Annotated in this window: 15 protein-coding genes; 10 read left to right on the forward strand and 5 right to left on the reverse strand. The window is 62.9% G+C overall.

Annotation, left to right across the window (positions count from 1 at the left end):
- Positions 1-89 precede the first annotated feature (89 nt).
- Entirely contained in the window at positions 90-1,562 is a 1,473-nt protein-coding gene (locus BWR02_RS09425) for a mannose-1-phosphate guanylyltransferase/mannose-6-phosphate isomerase (protein WP_139557496.1), read from the forward strand.
- Positions 1,563-1,578: 16 nt separating this feature from the next.
- Positions 1,579-2,670, forward strand: a complete 1,092-nt coding sequence (ychF, locus tag BWR02_RS09430; protein ID WP_139557497.1) for a redox-regulated ATPase YchF — start codon at positions 1,579-1,581, stop codon at positions 2,668-2,670.
- 173 nt (positions 2,671-2,843) lie between these two features.
- On the opposite strand, the gene BWR02_RS09435 is transcribed toward ychF, so the two are convergent.
- Complete coding sequence (locus BWR02_RS09435; RefSeq protein WP_139557498.1) at positions 2,844-4,205, reverse strand: choice-of-anchor D domain-containing protein; 1,362 nt, start codon at positions 4,203-4,205, stop codon at positions 2,844-2,846.
- 1,283 nt (positions 4,206-5,488) lie between these two features.
- Here BWR02_RS09435 and BWR02_RS09440 point away from each other — a divergent pair.
- Positions 5,489-7,066, forward strand: a complete 1,578-nt coding sequence (locus BWR02_RS09440; protein WP_162560087.1) for an FG-GAP-like repeat-containing protein — start codon at positions 5,489-5,491, stop codon at positions 7,064-7,066.
- Positions 7,067-7,370: 304 nt separating this feature from the next.
- Here the strand turns inward: BWR02_RS09440 and BWR02_RS09445 are convergent, their stop codons facing one another.
- A complete protein-coding gene (locus tag BWR02_RS09445) occupies positions 7,371-9,110 on the reverse strand; it encodes an NAD-binding protein (RefSeq protein ID WP_139557500.1) in 1,740 nt (579 codons plus the stop codon).
- Positions 9,111-9,117: 7 nt separating this feature from the next.
- A complete protein-coding gene (locus BWR02_RS09450; RefSeq protein ID WP_139557501.1) occupies positions 9,118-9,501 on the reverse strand; it encodes a DUF6394 family protein in 384 nt (127 codons plus the stop codon).
- Positions 9,502-9,639: 138 nt separating this feature from the next.
- Here BWR02_RS09450 and BWR02_RS09455 point away from each other — a divergent pair, with 138 nt between their 5' ends.
- The 4 genes from BWR02_RS09455 to BWR02_RS09470 all read left to right on the forward strand — a co-directional run bounded on the left by BWR02_RS09455 (position 9,640) and on the right by BWR02_RS09470 (position 12,059).
- On the forward strand, positions 9,640-10,227 hold the full coding sequence (locus BWR02_RS09455) for a chorismate--pyruvate lyase family protein (protein ID WP_162560088.1): 588 nt from the start codon (positions 9,640-9,642) through the stop codon (positions 10,225-10,227).
- Positions 10,211-11,101 (forward strand): 4-hydroxybenzoate octaprenyltransferase, encoded by an 891-nt coding sequence (gene ubiA / locus BWR02_RS09460; RefSeq protein ID WP_139557503.1) that lies wholly within the window; start codon positions 10,211-10,213, stop codon positions 11,099-11,101. Before BWR02_RS09455 ends, ubiA begins: the two co-directional genes overlap by 17 nt.
- 181 nt (positions 11,102-11,282) lie before the next feature.
- Positions 11,283-11,492, forward strand: coding sequence for a hypothetical protein (locus tag BWR02_RS09465; RefSeq protein WP_139557504.1), 210 nt, complete (start codon positions 11,283-11,285; stop codon positions 11,490-11,492).
- A gap of 126 nt (positions 11,493-11,618) precedes the next feature.
- The gene (locus BWR02_RS09470; protein ID WP_139557505.1) at positions 11,619-12,059 is read left to right on the forward strand and encodes an RDD family protein; all 441 of its coding nucleotides are present in this window, start codon (positions 11,619-11,621) and stop codon (positions 12,057-12,059) included.
- Positions 12,060-12,078: 19 nt separating this feature from the next.
- Here the strand turns inward: BWR02_RS09470 and lptG are convergent, their stop codons facing one another.
- Together lptG and lptF are read right to left on the reverse strand one after the other, a co-directional pair.
- Positions 12,079-13,149, reverse strand: a complete 1,071-nt coding sequence (gene lptG, locus BWR02_RS09475; RefSeq protein ID WP_139557506.1) for an LPS export ABC transporter permease LptG — start codon at positions 13,147-13,149, stop codon at positions 12,079-12,081.
- Positions 13,146-14,288 (reverse strand): LPS export ABC transporter permease LptF, encoded by a 1,143-nt coding sequence (lptF, locus tag BWR02_RS09480; protein WP_236102089.1) that lies wholly within the window; start codon positions 14,286-14,288, stop codon positions 13,146-13,148. The genes lptG and lptF overlap by 4 nt, the downstream gene beginning before the upstream one ends.
- Before the next feature lie 103 nt (positions 14,289-14,391).
- Between lptF and BWR02_RS09485 the strand changes: the two genes are divergently transcribed.
- From BWR02_RS09485 to BWR02_RS09495, 3 genes are all read left to right on the forward strand, one after another.
- A complete protein-coding gene (locus BWR02_RS09485) occupies positions 14,392-15,894 on the forward strand; it encodes a leucyl aminopeptidase (protein WP_139557507.1) in 1,503 nt (500 codons plus the stop codon).
- Complete coding sequence (locus BWR02_RS09490; RefSeq protein ID WP_139557508.1) at positions 15,891-16,337, forward strand: DNA polymerase III subunit chi; 447 nt, start codon at positions 15,891-15,893, stop codon at positions 16,335-16,337. The genes BWR02_RS09485 and BWR02_RS09490 overlap by 4 nt, the downstream gene beginning before the upstream one ends.
- A gap of 88 nt (positions 16,338-16,425) precedes the next feature.
- Positions 16,426-19,194, forward strand: a complete 2,769-nt coding sequence (locus BWR02_RS09495) for a valine--tRNA ligase (protein WP_139557509.1) — start codon at positions 16,426-16,428, stop codon at positions 19,192-19,194.
- Positions 19,195-19,291: the final 97 nt, after the last annotated feature.

Consider the following 19,291-nt stretch of genomic DNA (forward strand, 5'->3'; position numbering starts at 1 on the left):
GAGTTAAGTGGGGGGCGTCCGCTGCGCGCGGGGGTTCTGCGGCTGGGTTACAATTCCGGCTTATTCGTCGCGTAAAGGAGTCGCTCAGCATGACGATAGACGTTTTCCCGGTGATCTTGTCGGGTGGTTCGGGGACCCGCCTGTGGCCGTATTCCCGCGAGGCTTTTCCGAAGCAATTTCTATCGTTCATCGGCGACCAGACCCTGTTGCAGAACACGGTGGCGCGCATCGCAACGCTCGACGAAGCGGCTGCGGGTCAGCCGATTCGGGTCGGGAAGCCGCTCGTGATCTGCAACGAATTGCACCGTTTCCTCGTGGCCGAGCAGTTGCGCGAGATTGGCTTCGAGTCCGCCCCGATCGTGCTGGAGCCTCTGGGTCGTAATACCGCGCCCGCCATGACTCTGGCTGCGTTGCAGGCGACGGCGGATGGGCGCAGCGATCCGGTGCTGATCGTGATGCCTTCGGACCATCACATCCAGCAGGATGCGGAATTTCGAAAGAGAGTCGCCGCAGCGGTCGAGTTGGCGGCGAATGGGATGCTGGTGACTTTCGGCATCGTGCCCGACCGTCCCGAAACAGGTTACGGCTATATTCGGAAGGGCCGCCCCCTGGGGCAGAATGCCTACGTGCTGAATGCCTTCGTCGAGAAACCTGACCTGGAGACGGCTACCGGCTACCTGCATTCGGGCGATTATCTGTGGAACAGCGGTCTGTTCGTCATGAAGGCCAGCGTCTGGCTCGATGCGATCGCCCGGCATCGCCCCGATATCGATGCTCAGTGCCGGCTCTGCTTCGCCGAGGCAAGTCGGGAGGGCGACTTCATCCGAGTGGATCGTGAGCTGTTCGCTGCCTGCCCCAGCGACTCGATCGACTACGCGGTGATGGAACGTTTGGACGAGGCCGAGCGGGAACGCACCGCCGCGGTTCTGGCCCTGGATGTCGGATGGTCGGATCTCGGCTCGTGGTCCGCCATCAGCGACTTAAAGGCGCGCGACGCGGACGGCAATGTGACCTATGGTGATGTGTTCTCGAAGGATTCCCGCAACTGCCTCCTATATGCTCAGGGACGCTTTCTGGCGGCGCTCGGCGTCGAGAACCTGGTCGTGGTGGAAACGACTGATGCGGTGCTGGTCGCACATAAGGACAAGGCTCAGGACATCAAGGTCGTGACCGAGTATCTGAAGGTGGCGGAGCGCCACGAGCACGTTTTCCATCGCCAGGTGCATCGGCCCTGGGGGAACTACGAGTCCATCGACAACGGTACCCGTTATCAGGTCAAGCGCCTGAGCCTGAAGCCGGGCGCGACCTTGTCGCTACAATTACACCACCATCGTGCTGAGCACTGGGTGGTCGTCAAGGGTACGGCCCGCGTTACGCGGGGCGAAGAAACCTTTCTGCTGACCGAGAACGAGTCGACGTTCATTCCTGTGGGCGTCCGACACCGCCTCGAGAATCCGGGAGCGATCCCGCTCGAAATCATCGAGGTGCAGTCGGGGAGCTATCTGGGGGAGGACGATATCGTCCGCTTCGAGGATCGCTACTGGCGCGCGCCCAAGGACTGAGGAAACCGACAACAACATGGGTGTCCATATCGGAATCGTTGGCTTGCCGAATGTCGGCAAGTCCACGCTGTTCAACGCGCTAACGCGCGCCGCCATCGCCGCGGAGAATTATCCCTTCTGCACCATCGATCCGAATGTCGGGGTGGTCGCCGTTCCCGATCCGCGCCTCGATGCACTCGCGGCGATCGTCAGGCCGCAGGCGACCATCCCCACAACGATCGAGTTCGTCGACATCGCGGGTCTGGTCGCGGGAGCCTCCAAGGGAGAGGGCCTGGGCAACCAGTTCCTGGCGCATATCCGCGAGGTCGATGCGATCGGGCACGTCGTCCGATGCTTTCGAGACGACGATGTCATCCATGTGTCCGGCCGCATTGATCCCGCCTCGGACATCGAGGTGATCAACACCGAGCTTGCGCTGGCTGACATGGGAACTCTGGACAAAGCTCTGCAGCGGGCCGTCAAAGCCTCGAAGTCGGGCAACAAGGACGAACTTGCGCGCAAGGCCCTGGTCGAGCATTTGCTGGCGGAACTCGATCGCGGTGTCGCGGTCCGGGCGGCGAAGCTGTCGGAGGCCGAGCGGGCGCTGATCCGTGACCTTCACCTGCTGACCGCGAAGCCGACCATGTACCTCGCCAATGTGACCGAGGACGGCTTCGAGGACAACCCGCTGCTGGAACAGGTCCGCGAACTGGCGGCCCAGGAAGGTGCCGAGGTGGTGCCGGTGTGCGCCGCCGTCGAGGCCGAGCTGAGCCAGCTCGAGGATGCCGAGCGGGAAGAATTCATGCAGGCGCTGGGTTTTCTGGAGCCGGGCCTGAACCGGGTCGTGCGTGCCGGTTACCGCCTGCTCAACTTGTGGACCTACTTCACTGCGGGTGTGAAGGAGGTTAGGGCCTGGACGATTCCGGTAGGGGCGACAGCACCTCAGGCGGCCGGTGTGATTCATACCGATTTCGAGAAGGGCTTCATTCGTGCCGAGGTCATCGCCTACGACGACTTCATCCAGTTCGCCGGCGAGCAGGGCGCCAAGGAAGCAGGGAAGTGGCGGCTGGAAGGGAAGGATTACGTCATGCGCGACGGGGATGTCGTGCATTTTCGCTTCAACGTCTAATGTTGCCGTGAGTCCTCCGGGCACCGCGCGGTGCCCGCTTCGATCCGTCTGCTGACGGTTGAGCCCGGTCCGCGCCTGCCGAGAGCCGATCGCGTATTGAGCCTTGCCAGGTATCGCCCGATGGACAGGTCTTCGGACGATGCCTGGCGAGATGACCGCAGTTGCGGCCCTGCTCAGTCGGTATCGCAGATCAGGTCGGCGGGGCAGTTACGGTTGATGGCGCCGCCCCTGGCGCGAATCAGATCCACGGTGTCGTAGAAGTCGTACGAATTGTTGGTGTCCTTCTTCTCGAAATACCACCAGTACAAGTGCGTAGCGGCGGCACCGGTCCGCGATATCGCAAAGTCGAATACATCGCCCAGGGTCAGCGCGCCCGTGCCGATCGGATCTATCTTCCACGTCAGCCAGGTCGGTTGTACCGCCGTCAGCATGGGCATGCGACCCGCGTATTGCGACGTCAACACGGTAATCGTTTGCGTAAGCCGGGTCGGTGTGGTGTCTGGCCCCCCGATCCCGATCCCGTTATGGTAGAGGTGGTTTACCAGTTCCGTGGTGTAGGGCTCCGTCGTCCAGTTCACCCAGATTTCTGCCAGGGTATGCGGATAGGCCTCCGCCATGGCCGAGCCCAGGCGCTTCAACTGGTCGACATATTCCCGGTTGGTCAACCCATCCAGCACAGGCCCATTGATCGCAGCCGTTTCCTCGGTGGTCACTGCTTCGAAATACGGCTCGGTGTCGAAGCGTTCGCCCAGTGCCCGATGCAGCGCGATGAAGCGGTCCATCACCGACGGTATCCAGCGTTTTGCGATACACCCCGTGATTTCACCGGCTGAATCGTAGGTGAACATCTCGCCGCCCTGGTAAGTGGGGTCGGTCTGCATGTCGATAGGTACGCAATCCGTCCGTCCCTTGAACTCCTTGTCGGTGACCATGATGGCCATCCGCTTGCCATTGGCTTTCAGAATGGCAAGCTCATTTTCGATCGCCGAAAAGTCATAAACGCCTTGAGATGGTTCCAAAGCGGACCAGTCGTATTGCAGCAGAGCGCCCTGCATTTCCGGTACCTGGATGATCGACTCGAGCCATTGCGGGCTGCGGCCACCCGGGATCTGCATGTAATGACCCGGATGCCATTTCTTTGGGCCAAACCGTGCCGATGGTGCGATTACACCGCGACCGCTAAGCGTGCTGCGATAGGTTCCGAAGGTCGTCCACAGCGTGATCGTCGCGGAACGCTGACCCAAGTCCGAGGGGTTGAAAGATAGCTGCCAGTAACAACTCTTCAGTGGCTGAAGAAACTCAGGGCAGTTGCTGTAGACCCGCTTGAAATCGCCTTTGGAGATAGTGAAGCTCGAGACTTTCTCGCGCTTGGTTGCATTGGTATTGGTTAATGTAATCGTCTTTGGTGGGCTCGTCGCGAATACCGCGACGCTGCCAAAATCCAGCTGCGCTACCGAGATTTGAACGGCGCCCGCGACGGGCGAAAGGATGAAAAAAGAGAACAGCGATAAACGCAGTCGTCGAATTAGACTCATGCTGTATAACCCCCCCAGGTTACATAGATCGTCGAAGATGGAAGTCGACCGATGTGGCGTGGTCTTGGCAGTTCGGAATACTCTCCCTCCATGGCTTTGCTAAGTTCGCAGCGGGCTCATGCATCGGCTCAGCCGACTCTGTCGTGTGCCAGCGGACCGCGGCCTTTCGCGCTCGTTCTGCGATGGTCGAGGGCTGCCAGCGGCTCCAGGGCGCACTGAGCCCGCTCGATCTTGAGTCGGCTCCGGGGCGCATTTTCGGTGCCCGGGATATGCCAAAAGAAGTAAGCAAAAAGCACACCTGTTCATGGCGTGGCGTTGATTTGCACAGGGTGCTGAGCGGATTTCGGATCATTCCGCGATCGTCAAGATCCCAAAATGTCGTGGAAAGGCGACGCGCGCCTGCTCTGCTCGTGTCAGGGAGCGTCGGGAACATGCAGTTAGCCTGCCGTCTATTGACTCACTCGCTTCGGATGTTTTGCATAGAACGTGGCAAACCGCCGCGTGTAGGCGAGCGTTGAGATAACCAATGGCCTCCGCGCGCAGCTGGGATTGCTGTCGGGGTTTGGCGACATGGGTATGCGAGGCGAGGCTTAAGTCTCTAGGTTGATGTCTGTCTTACCAAAGCGGTAAGCAGGCTGTTTCCTGATGAGTAATTGCTTCCGGTCTGTTGTCTCGGGTTATGATCCTGCGAAAGTAGTAGTCGCCGCCTACGGGCGGTTGGTGTTCGTCCGGGCATGCCGAGCCCGGTGGTGCCGCGCCCATCGTGTTCGGATTGCGGAGACAGCGCCGAGTTTGCGCGCCCGCGATGCCGGTCTGTGAGGCAATGGTTCAGCGTTACGTCACGGCCGATTGCGCTGGATCCGCGAACGCCCGACAAAAGGTATCTGGGCGAATTGCCCGTGGCTTTGACATGGTGCGCGATCGAGGTAGGGGCGTGAGTGTCGCTAAACGGGGCCTCCGGCCAAACCTCACGCTCATTAGTCAAGAAGCCGATTCGCCGAGGCAGATCAGCAGATGATGGTCCACGCTGATCGTTGGAGCTGGCGCATTAATTGCTTAAACGCCTTCTGGTTCGGAGCCAGGGTCATCACGGGAAGGGATGGGGGTGCTTGAAAGGTGCCTCAATCTCTTTGCTTGTCCGGAGGTGGTCCCCGCATCGAGTCGTAGGCCCGGCAACGTGTTTGGGTCCATTTTTTTATCGAGAGATTGGGGGGCTGGTATAGATGGAAGCAAAGCAAAGACGCGAACGAATGGCCATTCTGGCTGGGTTGTGGACGGCAGGCATGCCGCTTTTGGCTGCCGGGGATGAGGGTTTGGTCGACATCGCCGCGGAGGTGGGTATTGCCGAGAATACACCTGCGTATCACATGGCGGTCGCCGATTACAATGGTGATGGGTGGCCGGATATTCTGTTGAATCGGCGCTGGGCGGTGCCGTTCCGCCTCTACAAGAATGTCGGCGGAAGTTTCGTCGAGGACTTCAGTATCGATTTCGGTATCCGTGACCGGCTGGATTGCCAGTGGGGCGACCCGAACGTGGACGGTCGCCTGGACCTCTACTGCGCGCGCGGCGCATCGCATGGTACGGCCATGAAGGCAAACCAGCTTTGGATACAGCAGCCCGATGGGTCATTTCAGGAGCAGGGGGCTGCCTGGGGTGCGATCGATCCCTATGGTCGCGGGCGCTCCGTCGGTTGGTTCAACTTCAATGGCGACGAGTTTCCCGATCTGTTCGTCGGTAATCACTTCCCGCGAGCCGACGGCATTCCCAGCGCGAACCGTCTCTATGTGAATCAGGCGGGGACCCATTTCGCCGAGTTGGAACTACCGGGCTTCACCGCCGAACTGGGTGGCTACTGCGTCTACCCCGTCGATATGGACAAGGACGGTTTCGATGACCTGCTGGTGTGCGGCGGGGGTCGACTTTACATGTTCCGCAACACGGCAGGTACGGGTTTCGCGGAAATGGCGGCCGGCTTAGGGTTGGACAAATATACCCGCAGCGTGTTGGCGCCCGATGTGGACAAGGACGGTCAACCCGACCTCGTCGTCGTCACCCCGCAAGCGGTCAGCATTTTCCACGGCCGGGGTGGATGGAGCTTCAGCGAGCCCCAGGTCATCGGGGGTACGAACATGTACGACGCTGTTGCGGCCGATGTCGACGGTGACGCCGATCTGGACATTTACGTCTCGACCACGAATCCGATAGACAAGCCCAACCTGCCCGACATGCTGCTGCGGAACAACGGGACGGGTGTCTTCGTGCACGAAGCCGTCGCTTCGTCGGCTGTGGGTGATAGCGGACGTGTTGCTGCCATCGACCACGATCTCGACGGTCGTTCGGGCTTCCTGGTGGTCAACAGTCGCGGTGTCGGTCCCGGCGGTCCAGTGCAGTTCTTCGAGGACCCGGCGCCGCCGATCGTCGTTCCGCCTTCGAACCTGGTAGTGAACGGTGATTTCGAGACGGGCACGCTGGCACCGTGGGACAGCTGGGCCAATTCCCTGGAACTGGTGCGCGACGAGTTGCGCGGCGGCAGCTGGGTCGGCCGGGTGATCGCGGTGCAAGGCGGCGGGCAGACGATTCCCGTGAAGCCGAATACGACATATACACTCCGGGCTGTCGGTCGGGTGGATGTGGCGCATTGGGCTGCTGCTGGAATCCGATACCGTGATGCGCAGTGGAATCAGATCCCCGGCGCGAGCAGGAATCTAGTGCCTTTCGGCACGAACTATGAGGAACGCAGCCTCACGTTCGTGACGCCGGCGAATGCCGCCACCATCCTGGTGCAGGTGTGGAACGGGCCCGGCGGAACGGTCTGGGTCGACGATTTCTCGCTGGTCGAGGTGACCGCGACTCCCTGATGTTCTTCGCACGGCGCGGCGCGGGCAACAAGGCCCCGCCGCGCACTCAGCGGCGCGAGCGGGTGCCGATCGCATCCGTTATCTCCTCGCCACTGGAGAGTTCCCGCCGGGCAACTGCTTGCGCCCGGGCTTTCGGCCACTTACGAATTGTGTTTCCACGAGATGGTCTTCTCGTGTGACGTTTACCTGGACCGCCGGGGCGGACCCCGGCGGTCCAGGCCTGACTCCACGGCCTCTTTCCCCCGGTGCTGCTTGGCACTCTCTCCACCGCGGTTGCCTCTGCCCGCCCGGGTTTGCGCCGCGTTCAGGCGGACGCGCCCTTCCAGCCGTTCAGGGCTTTGCGCCAGACCCAACTGGTTGGTACGTACCGGCCGAAATACACATACTGCAGCACGTTGACGTTCAACACCGCGATGGCCTGACGGCGCTCACAGGTGGGTGTACCGGCGAACAGGATATGGTCGCCGATTTCCAGCGCGATGTCGGATGGCGGCATGATCAATTCGGTCCCGTCACGGCGGGTGATCATCAACGCGACGCTGGGTAGATGCGCCTCGCGGTTATCCGGATCGCGGATCAGGTGGTCCAGCCGCAGCACGACAGAGGGCAGGCGAAGGAGATCGACACAGGCCGGTGCAGCCGAATCAGTCAGTTCGACGGTCCAGATGGTAGGCACTTCCCGCGAGACGCACGTGCGTAGTTTCAGCAAGGTCGCATCCGCCCACGCATCATTCTGCGTCGCGACATGGCTCAGGAAGCGGGGTAAAAGGGGCGTGTTGAGGCGTGCCAGGCATTCATGCACCACGACCGCGGACGAGGTCACCGTGATGTCCGACTGGAAGGCCTCGAACAGCGCTTGCGAGATTTCGCGGTTCTGGCGCACGACGAAGAACAGGTCAGGTTTCATTTGCCGCGCAGCGACGACGATCGACAGATTGCGGATGTCGTCATCGCTGCCGGCGACGAAGCCGAGGGCGCTGTCGATGTTCGCGGAAGCGATCAGATCGGACAGCGAGCGGGTGCTTGCGGCGGCGTCGGTCCACTCACGCGGGGGTTCTGCAACGCCGGCAGTGTGCGCGCTGCGTGAGGTCAGTCGGCTGACCACGGTCATTTCCAGACTTTGCAGGCGTTGCGTGACCGCATCCGCGAACAGACCCTCGCCATACACGATCCAGTGCCCGCGCGGCGGTTCCGTCTGACGGCCCAGGCTGGTGCCGGGCATCCCGGTCAGCCACTGCTGGAGCTGGTACGATCCCGGCGACTCGATGGCCATCGCCAGATAATCGCCGAATTTCCGGTGAGGATCGATCAGGTGGTCGACCCGGAACAGCGCCATATCGGCAGCCGTAGCCGGCTTGTCGGCCCGACCGAGTACCGTGATGTCCGGATTCAGCAGTCGGGCGGCTGCGGCGATGGCCAGATTGACCCGGTCATCGTTCGTCAGTGCCAGCACGGCGTGGCAGCAGCGATGGCGGAGTCCGGCCGTCAGCAGTATCTCGGGGTTGCACGCATCGCCCGTCAGCGCGGGTGCGTCCATGCGGTATCCGGCAACGTCGACCTCTGCTACGCGGGCGGCTTCCAGGTCGATGACGACAAAGCGGCGTCCCAGGTCGTCCAGCGCACGGCACAACAGGCTGCCCGTGTCGCCGTAGGCGCAGACGATGCAGAACGGTTCCGTCAGTCGCTGAACCTGCAGCCTGAAATGCTGGGTCAGCAACGCCTGACGAAACCAGGGATCCTGTAGCAGCGCCAGCAGCTTCACGAAGGCGTAGCTCCAGCCAATCACGGTCAGGTAGATGCAGAACGTGACCCACAAGCGCTGCGCGTCCGTAAAGGCATGGGGTATCTCGCCAAAACCTATCGTCGTCGCGGTATAGCTGACGAAATAGAAGGCGTGCAGGAAATCCATGCGTACCGGGTGGCCCCGTTCGTCGGCCCCGGGAATGATCACCAGACCGACGATCGTCAACGCGTAGATCAGGATCAGCGCGATCAGCGGCGCGCGCAGGCGCCGAAGAACCAGGAACAGGGAAGAGGGCGGCATCGTGTGCCTAGCGTCGCAGCATGATGGTTTCCGAAATCAGCAGCACGACCGAAATGATGTTGGCGAGCAAGGCGCCGCCCGACAACGACACGACCGATATGGCCGTTTGCGGCGTGAACCCGGTCTGATGCACGTGGACGGCAATACCCCAGACCACTGCGGCTGCGATGAGCTGCAGATCGGCCACCAGGCTGGTGGACAAATGAATGGCGCCGATCTGCGTGCGATCGCCGAGCTTCAGCACCGTCGCGATCAGGTTCACGACGATCGTCGCGAACAGCATGTTCACTGCGTGATGCTCGGGGTGATCGATATCACCGATGAAAAAGCCGAAATTCAGCGTCGCCGCGAGCACGATGAAGAAACCGAATACGACCTTTTCCAGATTCATGGGGCTGCCTTGGCCGGAAGGGAATGGCGGCGATTGTAGCGGACATCGCGTCTGCACTCGAACGAGATGGCGCGGCGGCTGGACGGAAGCGCGGCGCCGTTTTGGTATACTCGCGCCCTTTCGCTGGACCTAGCCACCTTGCGTCATCGAAGTCTGCTGCTGAAGTTCGAACCGCGCTTCGGCGTGACCCTCTCCGGCCTGTCGGCCAGGGAGCATCCAAGTCTCAGGAACTGGCTGCAGGAACAAGGTTCGCTGACCCGTCGTCTGCGCGCGCTGTGCGGCTCCTCGTTCCGGGTTGCCGTACTGGGCGAAGCATGGCGGCAACCGTTCCATGGCGAGGCCGCACGGCTCCGCAGTCATCCGCGAAGACGGGTTTGGACCCGCGAGGTCGCACTGCTCGCCGGGGACCGGCCGCTGATCGTCGCGCGCAGCCTGATGCCGCGTGGCATGTTGCGCGGCCGGCATGCAGCGCTGATCCGGCTCGGTCAGCGCCCGCTCGGTGACTGGCTGTTCACCAATCCCGATCTGACACGTCTCGCACTCGAATTCGCGCGGGTCCAGCCGGGGCAATGGCACGGCTTGCCGCCGTTGGCCGATGCCGGCGGGGCTACGGTGTGGGGGCGGCGTGCGCTGTATCGGATCGGCCGCCAGCGCTTGCTGGTGTGCGAGTTTTTTCTCCCCGCACTGTTTCGCCTGGAGGATGAGGCGCATGGTTACTCGGGCTGAAGCCAGCCGGCGCCCGTTCGAACGCATTCGGCTGTACTGGCGTCTGATGCGTTTCGATCGGCCGATCGGCATCTTCCTGCTGTTGTGGCCGGCCATGTGGGCCCTCTGGATCGCCGGCGAAGGCAGGCCCAAGCCATCGGTCGTCGCGGTGATCGTGGCCGGCGTCGTGCTCATGCGTGCGGCGGGTTGCGTCATCAACGATTACGCCGATCGTGAAATCGACCCCCATGTCGAGCGTACCCAGGGGCGGCCCATCGCTGCCGGCCTGGTGTCGCCCCGCGAGGCCCTGTATCTGTTCGTTGCCCTGTGCCTGATCGCGTTCGCGCTGGTGCTGACGACGAATCCGTTGACGGTCGCCCTGTCGGTCCCCGGCGCGTTTCTGGCGGCCAGTTACCCGTTCATGAAACGCTACACCTACATCCCGCAGGCCTATCTCGGGCTCGCTTTCGGCTGGGCGGTGCCGATGAGCTTTGCGGCCGAGACCGGCACCGTGCCCGAAGTGGCGTGGAGTCTCTACGGCGCGACGATTCTGTGGGCGCTGATCTATGACACCATGTATGCCATGGTCGATCGCGAGGATGATCTGAAGATCGGCGTCAAGTCGACGGCGATTCTTTTCGGTGATCTGGACCGGATCACGATCGCGATGTTGCAGGCCTTCATGCTACTGATGCTATACGCCGTCGGTCGGAAACAGGGCCTGCAGGTCTGCTATCTCGCCGGTCTCGGTGTTGCCGCGGCCCTCAGCGTCTATCAGCAGGTCTTGATCGCCAAACGAGAGCGGGCGGGCTGTTTCGCCGCCTTCCTGAACAACCACTGGCTGGGTGCGGCGGTATTCGCAAGTCTCGTTGCTGACTATCTGCTGCGGTCGTGACGGCGGCCCGTGTGCCCTAAGGCGTGGGGCGCGCGGATCGTGTCCCCGGCGCTTGGTGTTTTCCGGAGCCGGCGTCGTCTGGTAAATTGACCATGCCCCAGACGGGGAAATGAGACCGGCCGCCGAATCCTGGTGGCCACACCGACCATAACGAAAAGATCAAGGAGCGGGGGTTGCAGCGATGTTCAAAATCAGGCTCGAAGGCTTCTTGGCACACCCGGTCCTGACGAGCCTGCTGGTGGCGGACGTCGGGATCCTGATGTTCCTGCCGATCGTGCGCCCGCCCGTGCTGCTATCGATCGTGCTGATCGCGGGCCTGATCTATCTGTCCATGTTCTTCGGCGCGACCTTCGCGACGCCGCGGCCCAATGATGCCGCCGGGTCGGCGTAATCGGTCGACTGGCGGTGACCACACCGTTTCCGTTAGCGGGCGACGCGCCGGCCAGGCGGTGGTGCGCGTGGTCGCCATGCCGGTTCGGCGAGCCTGGGCAGGGGCGGCAAGCCAACTGACCCACCCATGTGGAAAGTGAAGTCGCTGCTGCGGCGCCTCGCCGGCCTGGTCTACGATCTGTTGCTGCTGCTCGCGGTATTGTTCGTTGCGACGGCGCTGATCCTGCCGTTGAATGGGGGGCACGCTTTCGGCTCGGGGCAATGGGCCTACCCGGTCTACCTTGGGCTCGTATCTTTTGGTTTCGTGGGCTGGTTCTGGACGCACGGCGGGCAGACGCTGGGCATGAAGGCTTGGCGCTTGCGCCTCCGCACCGCGGACGGGATGGCGGTGGGGTGGGCGCGTGCCGCACTCCGCTTCGGTTCCGCGCTGCTGTCGTTCGCGTGCTTCGGGCTGGGCTACTGGTGGATCATGGTCGATCCCGATGGCTTGGCTTGGCACGACCGACTGTCGGGCACCCGGATCGAGTTCGAGCCCAGTTCGTCGCGCGGGCTCTCGTCCCGTACCTGAGCCGCCGATCTCGTCGGACTCAACTGGTCGAGGTCCGCCAGATCGCGAACAGCGCGAGGCCCAGCGCCAGCGTCGCCGGGAACGCGGACGAGAACACCGGATTCATGTCGTAGATCAGCCCGAGGTGACCGAACACCTTGTCGAACAGGTAGAAACCGATACCGAGCGTCACACCCATCACGATGCGCTGGCCGGCGCTAACATCGCGTCGATAGTCGAGCACGAACGGCACCGCGACCAACAGCATCACCAGCGTGACCAGCGGGTTCACGATGCGTCCCCAAAACGCCTGCTCCACGGCCAGGGACTTTTGTCCGTTTTCCTGCAGATAATCGATGTAATTCGACAAGTCCACGGCCGACAGGTTTTCCGGCCGGATGACGAAGGCGTTCAGCAGGTCCGGCGCCAGCACCGATGACCAGTCCGCTTCAGGGGTGCTGTCGACCTTGATTTCGTCCAGGCCGAACTGCGTCCGGGTCAGTTTCTTCAGACGCCATTTCTCCCCGTCATAGATCGCGCGCTTGGCATGGGAAGCCGAGTCCAGGCGACCGTAGGGGCTGAGTTCGAAGATGTTGATGTCGCCCAGATTCTCCTGCCGGGCGATCTCGCGGATATTGATGAAGACGTTGCCGTCTCTTAGCCAGAAGCCGTATTTGGTGCGTGAGGCGATCTGCTGCCGCAGTGCCGCCGCCTTCAGTTCGGTCGCGGTGCGCTCGCTGATCGGTGCCACGTATTCACCGATCAGCGCCGTCACGAAGGCGATGATGATGCCGCCGCGCAAGACGGCCCAGATGATGCGCGGACGCGATACGCCGGCCGCCTGCATCGCGACGAGTTCGCGGTTGTTCGCCAGGGCGCCGAGCGTGACCAGACTGCCGAGCAGCGCGCCCGAAGGAATGAGCTCGTAGAAGTTGCGCGGCGAGGTCAGCGTCAGATAAAGAAAGACCGAACCGAGGCCGTAGTCGCCGTCGCCGAGTTCGCCGAGTTCGTCGGTGAAGCTGAAAAAGTTCAGCAGTGCGAGCAGAATCAGCGTCGCGAGGATGGAGCCGCCGACTACCTGGGTCGCAATGTAGCGGTGAAGTATCTTCATGCCTTGATCCTGAACCCGAGATTCGACAGGAACCAGCGCCAGCCGACTTGCCGGATGAGGATGGCCAGGGTCAACAGTCCAACCGCGACATAGGCTGCTCCGAACGCAACCGGGAGCGGGGCTTTTTGGGAGATCAGCATGCCATGGGAGATCTTTTGCAGGTTTTCGTAGGCGATGTAGATCAGGAAAGCCTTGAGAATATTGCCCCAGGCGCCCGCGCGTGGCGGTACCTTGGCCAGCGGCACGGCCAGCAGGCCCAGGGCCAGGATGCCCAGGGGTATCGCCAGCCGTTTCTGCAACTCGGCGAGCTCCCGCGGCGTCCCCGACCGGAGCAGGCTCAGGCTGTCCCGGCCTTCCCGCTCGGTGCCGCGGCTGGTCGGATTCGGATCGTCGATGCGCACGGCATACTGTTCGAACTCACTGACGACGAAGTCCGCGCGGCCGGGGACACCCTGGTAGCGCGTACCATAGCTGAGCAGCACGAAGTGTTCTTCATTGTCGTTGGTCGTGAGCCGCGCCTGCTCGGCGATGACGACGCCGGTGCGCTCGCCGCTGCGACTCTGAACGAAGATGTTGCGCATCGAGCCATCGTCTGCCAGTTCCTCGGCATAGAGGATCACGTCGCCCCGACTGAACTCGTTGAAGCGGCCGGCCTTGATGCCCCTGAGATCGGCACCTTGCTCATCGCGTTTCATCAGGGCCTGGGCCTGACGCTCCGACCACGGCATGACCTGCAAGGCCAGGACGGCTCCCAGGATCGAGACCGGCAGTACGAACCACATCAGGGATTGGTAGGTGCGGGCCGGGCCAAAGCCGGCTGCGGCCAGCACGGCCATCTCGCTATCGCGATAGAGTCGCCCCAAGACGACCAGGGCCGCCAGAAACGAGGCCGGGGGCAACAGCATGGAGGTGGCCGACAGAATCTTCAGCGCGAGCAGCGTGGACAGCGTTCCGCCCGAAACCTCGCCTTCGATGGCCCGCGCGAGGATGCCCAGGAACTTGCGGCTGACGATGATGATCACCAGGACCGAGAGGATGGCCGCCAGGGTGCGGGCCAAATCCACGAGCAGCATCCGGTCGAGCAGCGCAGGCAACTGCGGGCGCAGGCGAGCTCGCGGTTTGAAGGGCAGGGATTTCATAAGTAAGCTAAACAGCTTGTGGCCGGATCCGGGGTCTCCGCGATTGGCCGGCAACCCGAACACGCTTACGGCTCATCTGAAACCCTCGATCACGGATTTTATCATGGACTATCACCTTAAGACCGATGCCCCGGACCGCGTCCCCAGCGACTGCCTGGTGCTGGGTTGCTACGAAGAGCGCAAGTGGCCCACGACGCTCGGCGCGCTTGAGGAACGCTTAGCCGATAGCATCGTCAAGCTGGCGAAGCGCGATCACTTCGAGGGGAAAGTAGGCGAGACGCTGTTGATCAATCCGCTCGATGGCGTCGAGGGCGCCCGCTGCGAGCGCCTGCTGTTGCTGGGGCTCGGGAAGCGAGAGGCGCTCGACATCGCGAAGATCCGCAAGGGGCTTGTCGCGGCAGTCAAGGCCTTGCGCGATAGCAAGGCCAAGAATGCGGCGCTATGGCTGCCGGAGCTCAGCATCGGCGAGCGGGTGTTGGATGCACGCGCGACCGTTCGGCTGGCGGTCGAGATCATCGAGAGTGGTACCTATCGTTTTGCGCGACTCAAAAAGGAAGCCGACGACAAGCCGGTGCGTCTCGGCGCGGTCACGTTCGTGATCGAGAAAGCCCACAAGGCCGCGGCCGAGCGTGGCGTGCGTGAAGGTGAGGCCATCGCCTACGGCATGCGCCTCGCTCGCGACCTCGCCAATCTGCCGGGCAACGTGTGCACGCCGACCTACCTCGGGACGGAAGCTGCGAAGCTGATGGGCGATCACCCGGCATTGAAGGTCGAGGTGCTGGACGAGACCCAGCTCGAAGCACTGCGGATGGGGGCATTCCTGTCGGTCGCGAAGGGCAGCCGCCAGCCGCCGCGGCTGATCATCATGGAATACCACGGTGGTCCCGCCAAGGCGAAGCCGGTGGTGCTGATCGGAAAAGGCCTGACCTTCGATGCCGGCGGCATTTCGCTGAAGCCCGCTGCGAACATGGACGAGATGAAGTACGACATGTGCGGCGGAGCGAGCGTGATCGGCGTGCTGGCCGCAGTCGAAAAGCTGCAGTTGCCGCTCAATGTCATCGGTCTGGTGCCCGCGTCCGAAAACCTGCCCGATGGCAATGCGAACAAGCCTGGGGACGTCGTCGAGAGCATGGCGGGTCTGACCATCGAAATCCTGAACACCGATGCTGAAGGGCGTTTGCTGCTCTGCGATGCGTTGACCTATGCCAAGCGTTACAATCCCGCCGCCGTCATCGATATAGCGACCCTGACCGGCGCCTGCATCGTCGCGCTCGGACGTCATCCCAGCGGACTGATGGGCAATCACGATGCGCTGTGCGAGGCGCTGCTCCAGGCCGGCGAACGTTGCTGGGATCGGGTCTGGCGGCTCCCGCTGTGGGATGAGTACCAGGAACAGCTCAAGTCCAACTTCGCCGACCTGGCGAATATCGGTGGTCCGGACGGCGGTGCGATCACGGCCGGCTGCTTCCTGTCGCGGTTTGCCAAGGACTTCCCGTGGGCACATGTCGACATCGCCGGCACGGCCTGGAAGACCGGTCAGGACAAGGGGGCGACCGGCCGGCCGGTGCCGCTGCTGATGCAATACCTGATCGAAGGCGTGGCATGACGCGCATCGATTTCTACGTGCTGCCCAGCGCGACCTCCCACGCCCGGCAGCTGACCGCATGCCGCTTGGCCGAGAAGGCCTATCGCGCCGGTCACCGGGTGTACCTGCAGACCGCGACGGCCCAGGACGAAGTGGCCGTCGATGAACTGCTGTGGACCTTCAAGCAGAATAGCTTCGTGCCGCACGCCCGCTGGTTGGGCGAGGGCGCCCCGGAGGTGCCCGTGCTGGTGGGGTATCGACCTGCGCCGCCGTTCAGCGAGGATGTCCTGATCCACCTTGCCGAAGCCATTCCCGACGCGTACGAGCGCTTCGAGCGCATCGCCGAGATCGTCGATGCGGATGCGGCGTGCCGGGATGCCGGGCGCCGCCGCTATCGGTTCTATCGCGATCGCGGCCATACGCCGGTAACGCACCAACTCGCCGACAAGGACGATCCAGCCTGATGGCCCGCGGCCGGTATGCTGTGATACCGATGCACCGATAGCCAGGCCCTCCGTTACGACAACGCGAATTCACCCGAACCGTCAATCCATGGAAAAGACTTACGAACCACACGCCATCGAAAAAGCCTGGTATCGGCGCTGGGAAGACAGCGGCTACTTCGCACCGGCAGGCGATGGGCCAGCCTACTGCATCATGATCCCGCCGCCGAACGTGACGGGTAGCCTGCATATGGGGCATGCCTTCCAGGACACGATCATGGACACGCTGATCCGTTACCAGCGCATGCGCGGCTGCCGCACGCTGTGGCAGGCAGGCACGGACCATGCCGGTATTGCGACGCAGATGGTCGTCGAACGGCAACTGGCCCAACAGGAGAAGTCCCGACACGACCTGGGGCGCGAGGCTTTCGTCGCCAAGGTCTGGGAGTGGAAGCACGAGTCCGGCGGCACGATCACGCAGCAGTTGCGCCGCATGGGCGCCTCTCTGGACTGGACCCGCGAGCGGTTCACGATGGACGAGGGCCTTTCCGAGGCCGTCCGGGAAGTGTTCGTCCGCCTGTTCGAGAAGGGCTTGATCTATCGCGGCAAGCGTCTGGTCAACTGGGATCCGGTGCTGCACACGGCGGTGTCCGATCTTGAGGTCGTCTCTCAGGAGGAAAGCGGCCATCTCTGGCACATGCGCTACCCGCTGGCCGACGGCTCGGGCCATCTGGTGGTCGCGACCACGCGCCCCGAGACAATGTTGGGTGATACGGCTGTCGCGGTGAACCCCGACGACGACCGCTACCGACATCTGGTCGGAAAATCCATCCGGCTCCCGCTGACCGGCCGCGAGATTCCCGTCATCGCCGACGATTACGTCGACCCGGAATTTGGCTCCGGCTGCGTGAAGATCACGCCGGCCCACGATTTCAACGACTACGCGATCGGCGTGCGGCATGGGCTGCCCATGATCAACGTGCTGGATCCCAGCGCGGCGATCCTGCCGCTGGCCGACATCCCGGAGCGCTACCACGGCCTGGACCGATACGAGGCGCGCGACCGCATCGTGCACGACCTGAACGAACTGGGCCTGATGGAGGCCATTGTCGACCACAAGCTAATGGTGCCGCGCGGCGACCGGACGGGCGTGGTGATCGAACCGCTGCTGACCGACCAGTGGTTCGTTAAGGCCAGGCCGCTGGCCGAGCCGGCCATTGCCGCGGTGCAGGACGGCCGCATGCGCTTCGTACCGGACAACTGGAAGAACACCTATTTCCAGTGGATGAACAACATCGAGGACTGGTGCATCTCCCGCCAGATCTGGTGGGGCCACCGGATTCCCGCCTGGTACGATGCCGATGGCGAGGTGTACGTTGGTCTCAGCGAAGATGCCGTGCGCCAGTCCCACGGTCTCGGTCCCGACGTCGCGCTGCGGCAGGACGACGACGTGCTCGATACGTGGTTCTCGTCCGCCTTGTGGCCGTTCTCGACCCTGGGTTGGCCCGAGCGGACACCTGAGCTCGCTACGTTCTACCCGGGCTCGGTACTGGTGACGGGCTTCGACATCATCTTCTTCTGGGTGGCCCGGATGATCATGATGGGCATCGAGTTCATGGGCGATGTGCCGTTCCATGAGGTCTACATCCACGGGCTGGTCCGCGACGCCGAAGGGCAGAAGATGTCCAAGTCGAAAGGTAACGTGCTCGACCCGATCGACCTGATCGATGGCATCGGCATCGACGCGCTGGTCGCGAAGCGCACGCAGGGGCTGATGCAACCGCAGATGGCGGCCCGTATCGAGAAGCAGACCCGCAAGGATTATCCGGACGGTATTCCGTCGTTCGGGACCGATGCGCTTCGTTTCACATTCGCCTCGCTGGCATCGACCGGCCGCGACATCCGCTTCGATCTGAAGCGCGTCGAGGGTTACCGCAATTTCTGCAACAAGCTCTGGAATGCGGCCCGCTTCGTGATGATGAATACCGAAGGGCAGGATCTTGCCGATCTCCCACCCGGGACCGCGCTCGGTGCCCCCGACCGCTGGATCCTCAGCCGACTGCAGCGGGTGACGCAGGCGGTGACCGACGCGATCGGCAGCTACCGCTTCGATCTCGCGGCGCAGGCGCTGTACGACTTCGTATGGAGCGAGTACTGCGACTGGTATCTGGAACTCGCCAAGATCGAGTTGCAGGGTGACGATCCGCTGAGCGCGCGCGCGACGCGGCGGACCCTCGTCGGCGTACTCGAAGCCACACTGAGGCTGATTCATCCGATCATGCCTTTCGTCTCCGAAGAGATCTGGCAACGGGTTGCACCGCTGGCGGGAAAGACCGGTGCGACGATCATGTTGCAACCGTACCCCGAAGCGGAGCCGGCGCTGGTCGATCCATCGATCGAACACGAACTGGCCTGGTTGATGGAGGTAGTCATGGGCGTCCGGCGCATCCGCGGCGAGATGAACATCGCACCGGGCCGGCCCTTGCCCGTGCTGATGCAGAGCCCGCAGGGCGCCGACCGCGAGCGTGTCGAGCGGCATCGTCGCACCATCGAGAGCGTCGCGCGGCTCGAGGCGATCGTTTGGCTTGAACCGGACGCCCAGGCGCCGGAAGCCGCGATGGCCCTGGTCGGTGACATGAAGGTACTGATACCCCTCAAGGGCCTGATCGATGTGGATGCCGAACTCGTACGACTGGACAAGGAGATCGCACGGATCGGCAAGGAGTTGCCGCGGCTGGAAGGCAAGTTGAGCGATGACTCATTCATTGCCAAGGCACCGCCGGCGGTGGTCGAGAAAGAGCGACTCCGGCTGCGCGACCTTCAGGCCAGCCTGTCCGAACTGGAGGCCCAGAAGCACAAGATCGGCGCGCTGCGGTGAGCGGCCGGTGCGCCGCTTGCAGGTCAACGGAGCAGGGCGGTGGTGCCGCTTCAGGCGCTGTCTATGCTTAAGTTCTGATCGTCGGCGCCGGGACGGA

The organism is Methylotetracoccus oryzae (assembly GCF_006175985.1).
Classification (GTDB): Bacteria; Pseudomonadota; Gammaproteobacteria; order Methylococcales; family Methylococcaceae; genus Methylotetracoccus; species Methylotetracoccus oryzae.

Bases quoted from the DNA above. Each gene is read 5' to 3' on its own strand.
- BWR02_RS09440 (WP_162560087.1), top strand. From the start codon at position 5,489: ATGCCGCTTTTGGCTGCCGGGGATGAGGGTTTGGTCGACATCGCCGCG.
- BWR02_RS09490 (WP_139557508.1), top strand. From the start codon at position 15,891: ATGACGCGCATCGATTTCTACGTGCTGCCCAGCGCGACCTCCCACGCC.
- BWR02_RS09465 (WP_139557504.1), top strand. From the start codon at position 11,283: ATGTTCAAAATCAGGCTCGAAGGCTTCTTGGCACACCCGGTCCTGACG.
- BWR02_RS09495 (WP_139557509.1), top strand. From the start codon at position 16,426: ATGGAAAAGACTTACGAACCACACGCCATCGAAAAAGCCTGGTATCGG.
- ubiA (WP_139557503.1), top strand. From the start codon at position 10,211: ATGGTTACTCGGGCTGAAGCCAGCCGGCGCCCGTTCGAACGCATTCGG.
- BWR02_RS09425 (WP_139557496.1), top strand. From the start codon at position 90: ATGACGATAGACGTTTTCCCGGTGATCTTGTCGGGTGGTTCGGGGACC.
- lptF (WP_236102089.1), bottom strand. From the start codon at position 14,288: ATGAAATCCCTGCCCTTCAAACCGCGAGCTCGCCTGCGCCCGCAGTTG.
- BWR02_RS09445 (WP_139557500.1), bottom strand. From the start codon at position 9,110: ATGCCGCCCTCTTCCCTGTTCCTGGTTCTTCGGCGCCTGCGCGCGCCG.
- BWR02_RS09435 (WP_139557498.1), bottom strand. From the start codon at position 4,205: ATGAGTCTAATTCGACGACTGCGTTTATCGCTGTTCTCTTTTTTCATC.
- BWR02_RS09470 (WP_139557505.1), top strand. From the start codon at position 11,619: ATGTGGAAAGTGAAGTCGCTGCTGCGGCGCCTCGCCGGCCTGGTCTAC.
- BWR02_RS09485 (WP_139557507.1), top strand. From the start codon at position 14,392: ATGGACTATCACCTTAAGACCGATGCCCCGGACCGCGTCCCCAGCGAC.
- ychF (WP_139557497.1), top strand. From the start codon at position 1,579: ATGGGTGTCCATATCGGAATCGTTGGCTTGCCGAATGTCGGCAAGTCC.
- BWR02_RS09450 (WP_139557501.1), bottom strand. From the start codon at position 9,501: ATGAATCTGGAAAAGGTCGTATTCGGTTTCTTCATCGTGCTCGCGGCG.
- lptG (WP_139557506.1), bottom strand. From the start codon at position 13,149: ATGAAGATACTTCACCGCTACATTGCGACCCAGGTAGTCGGCGGCTCC.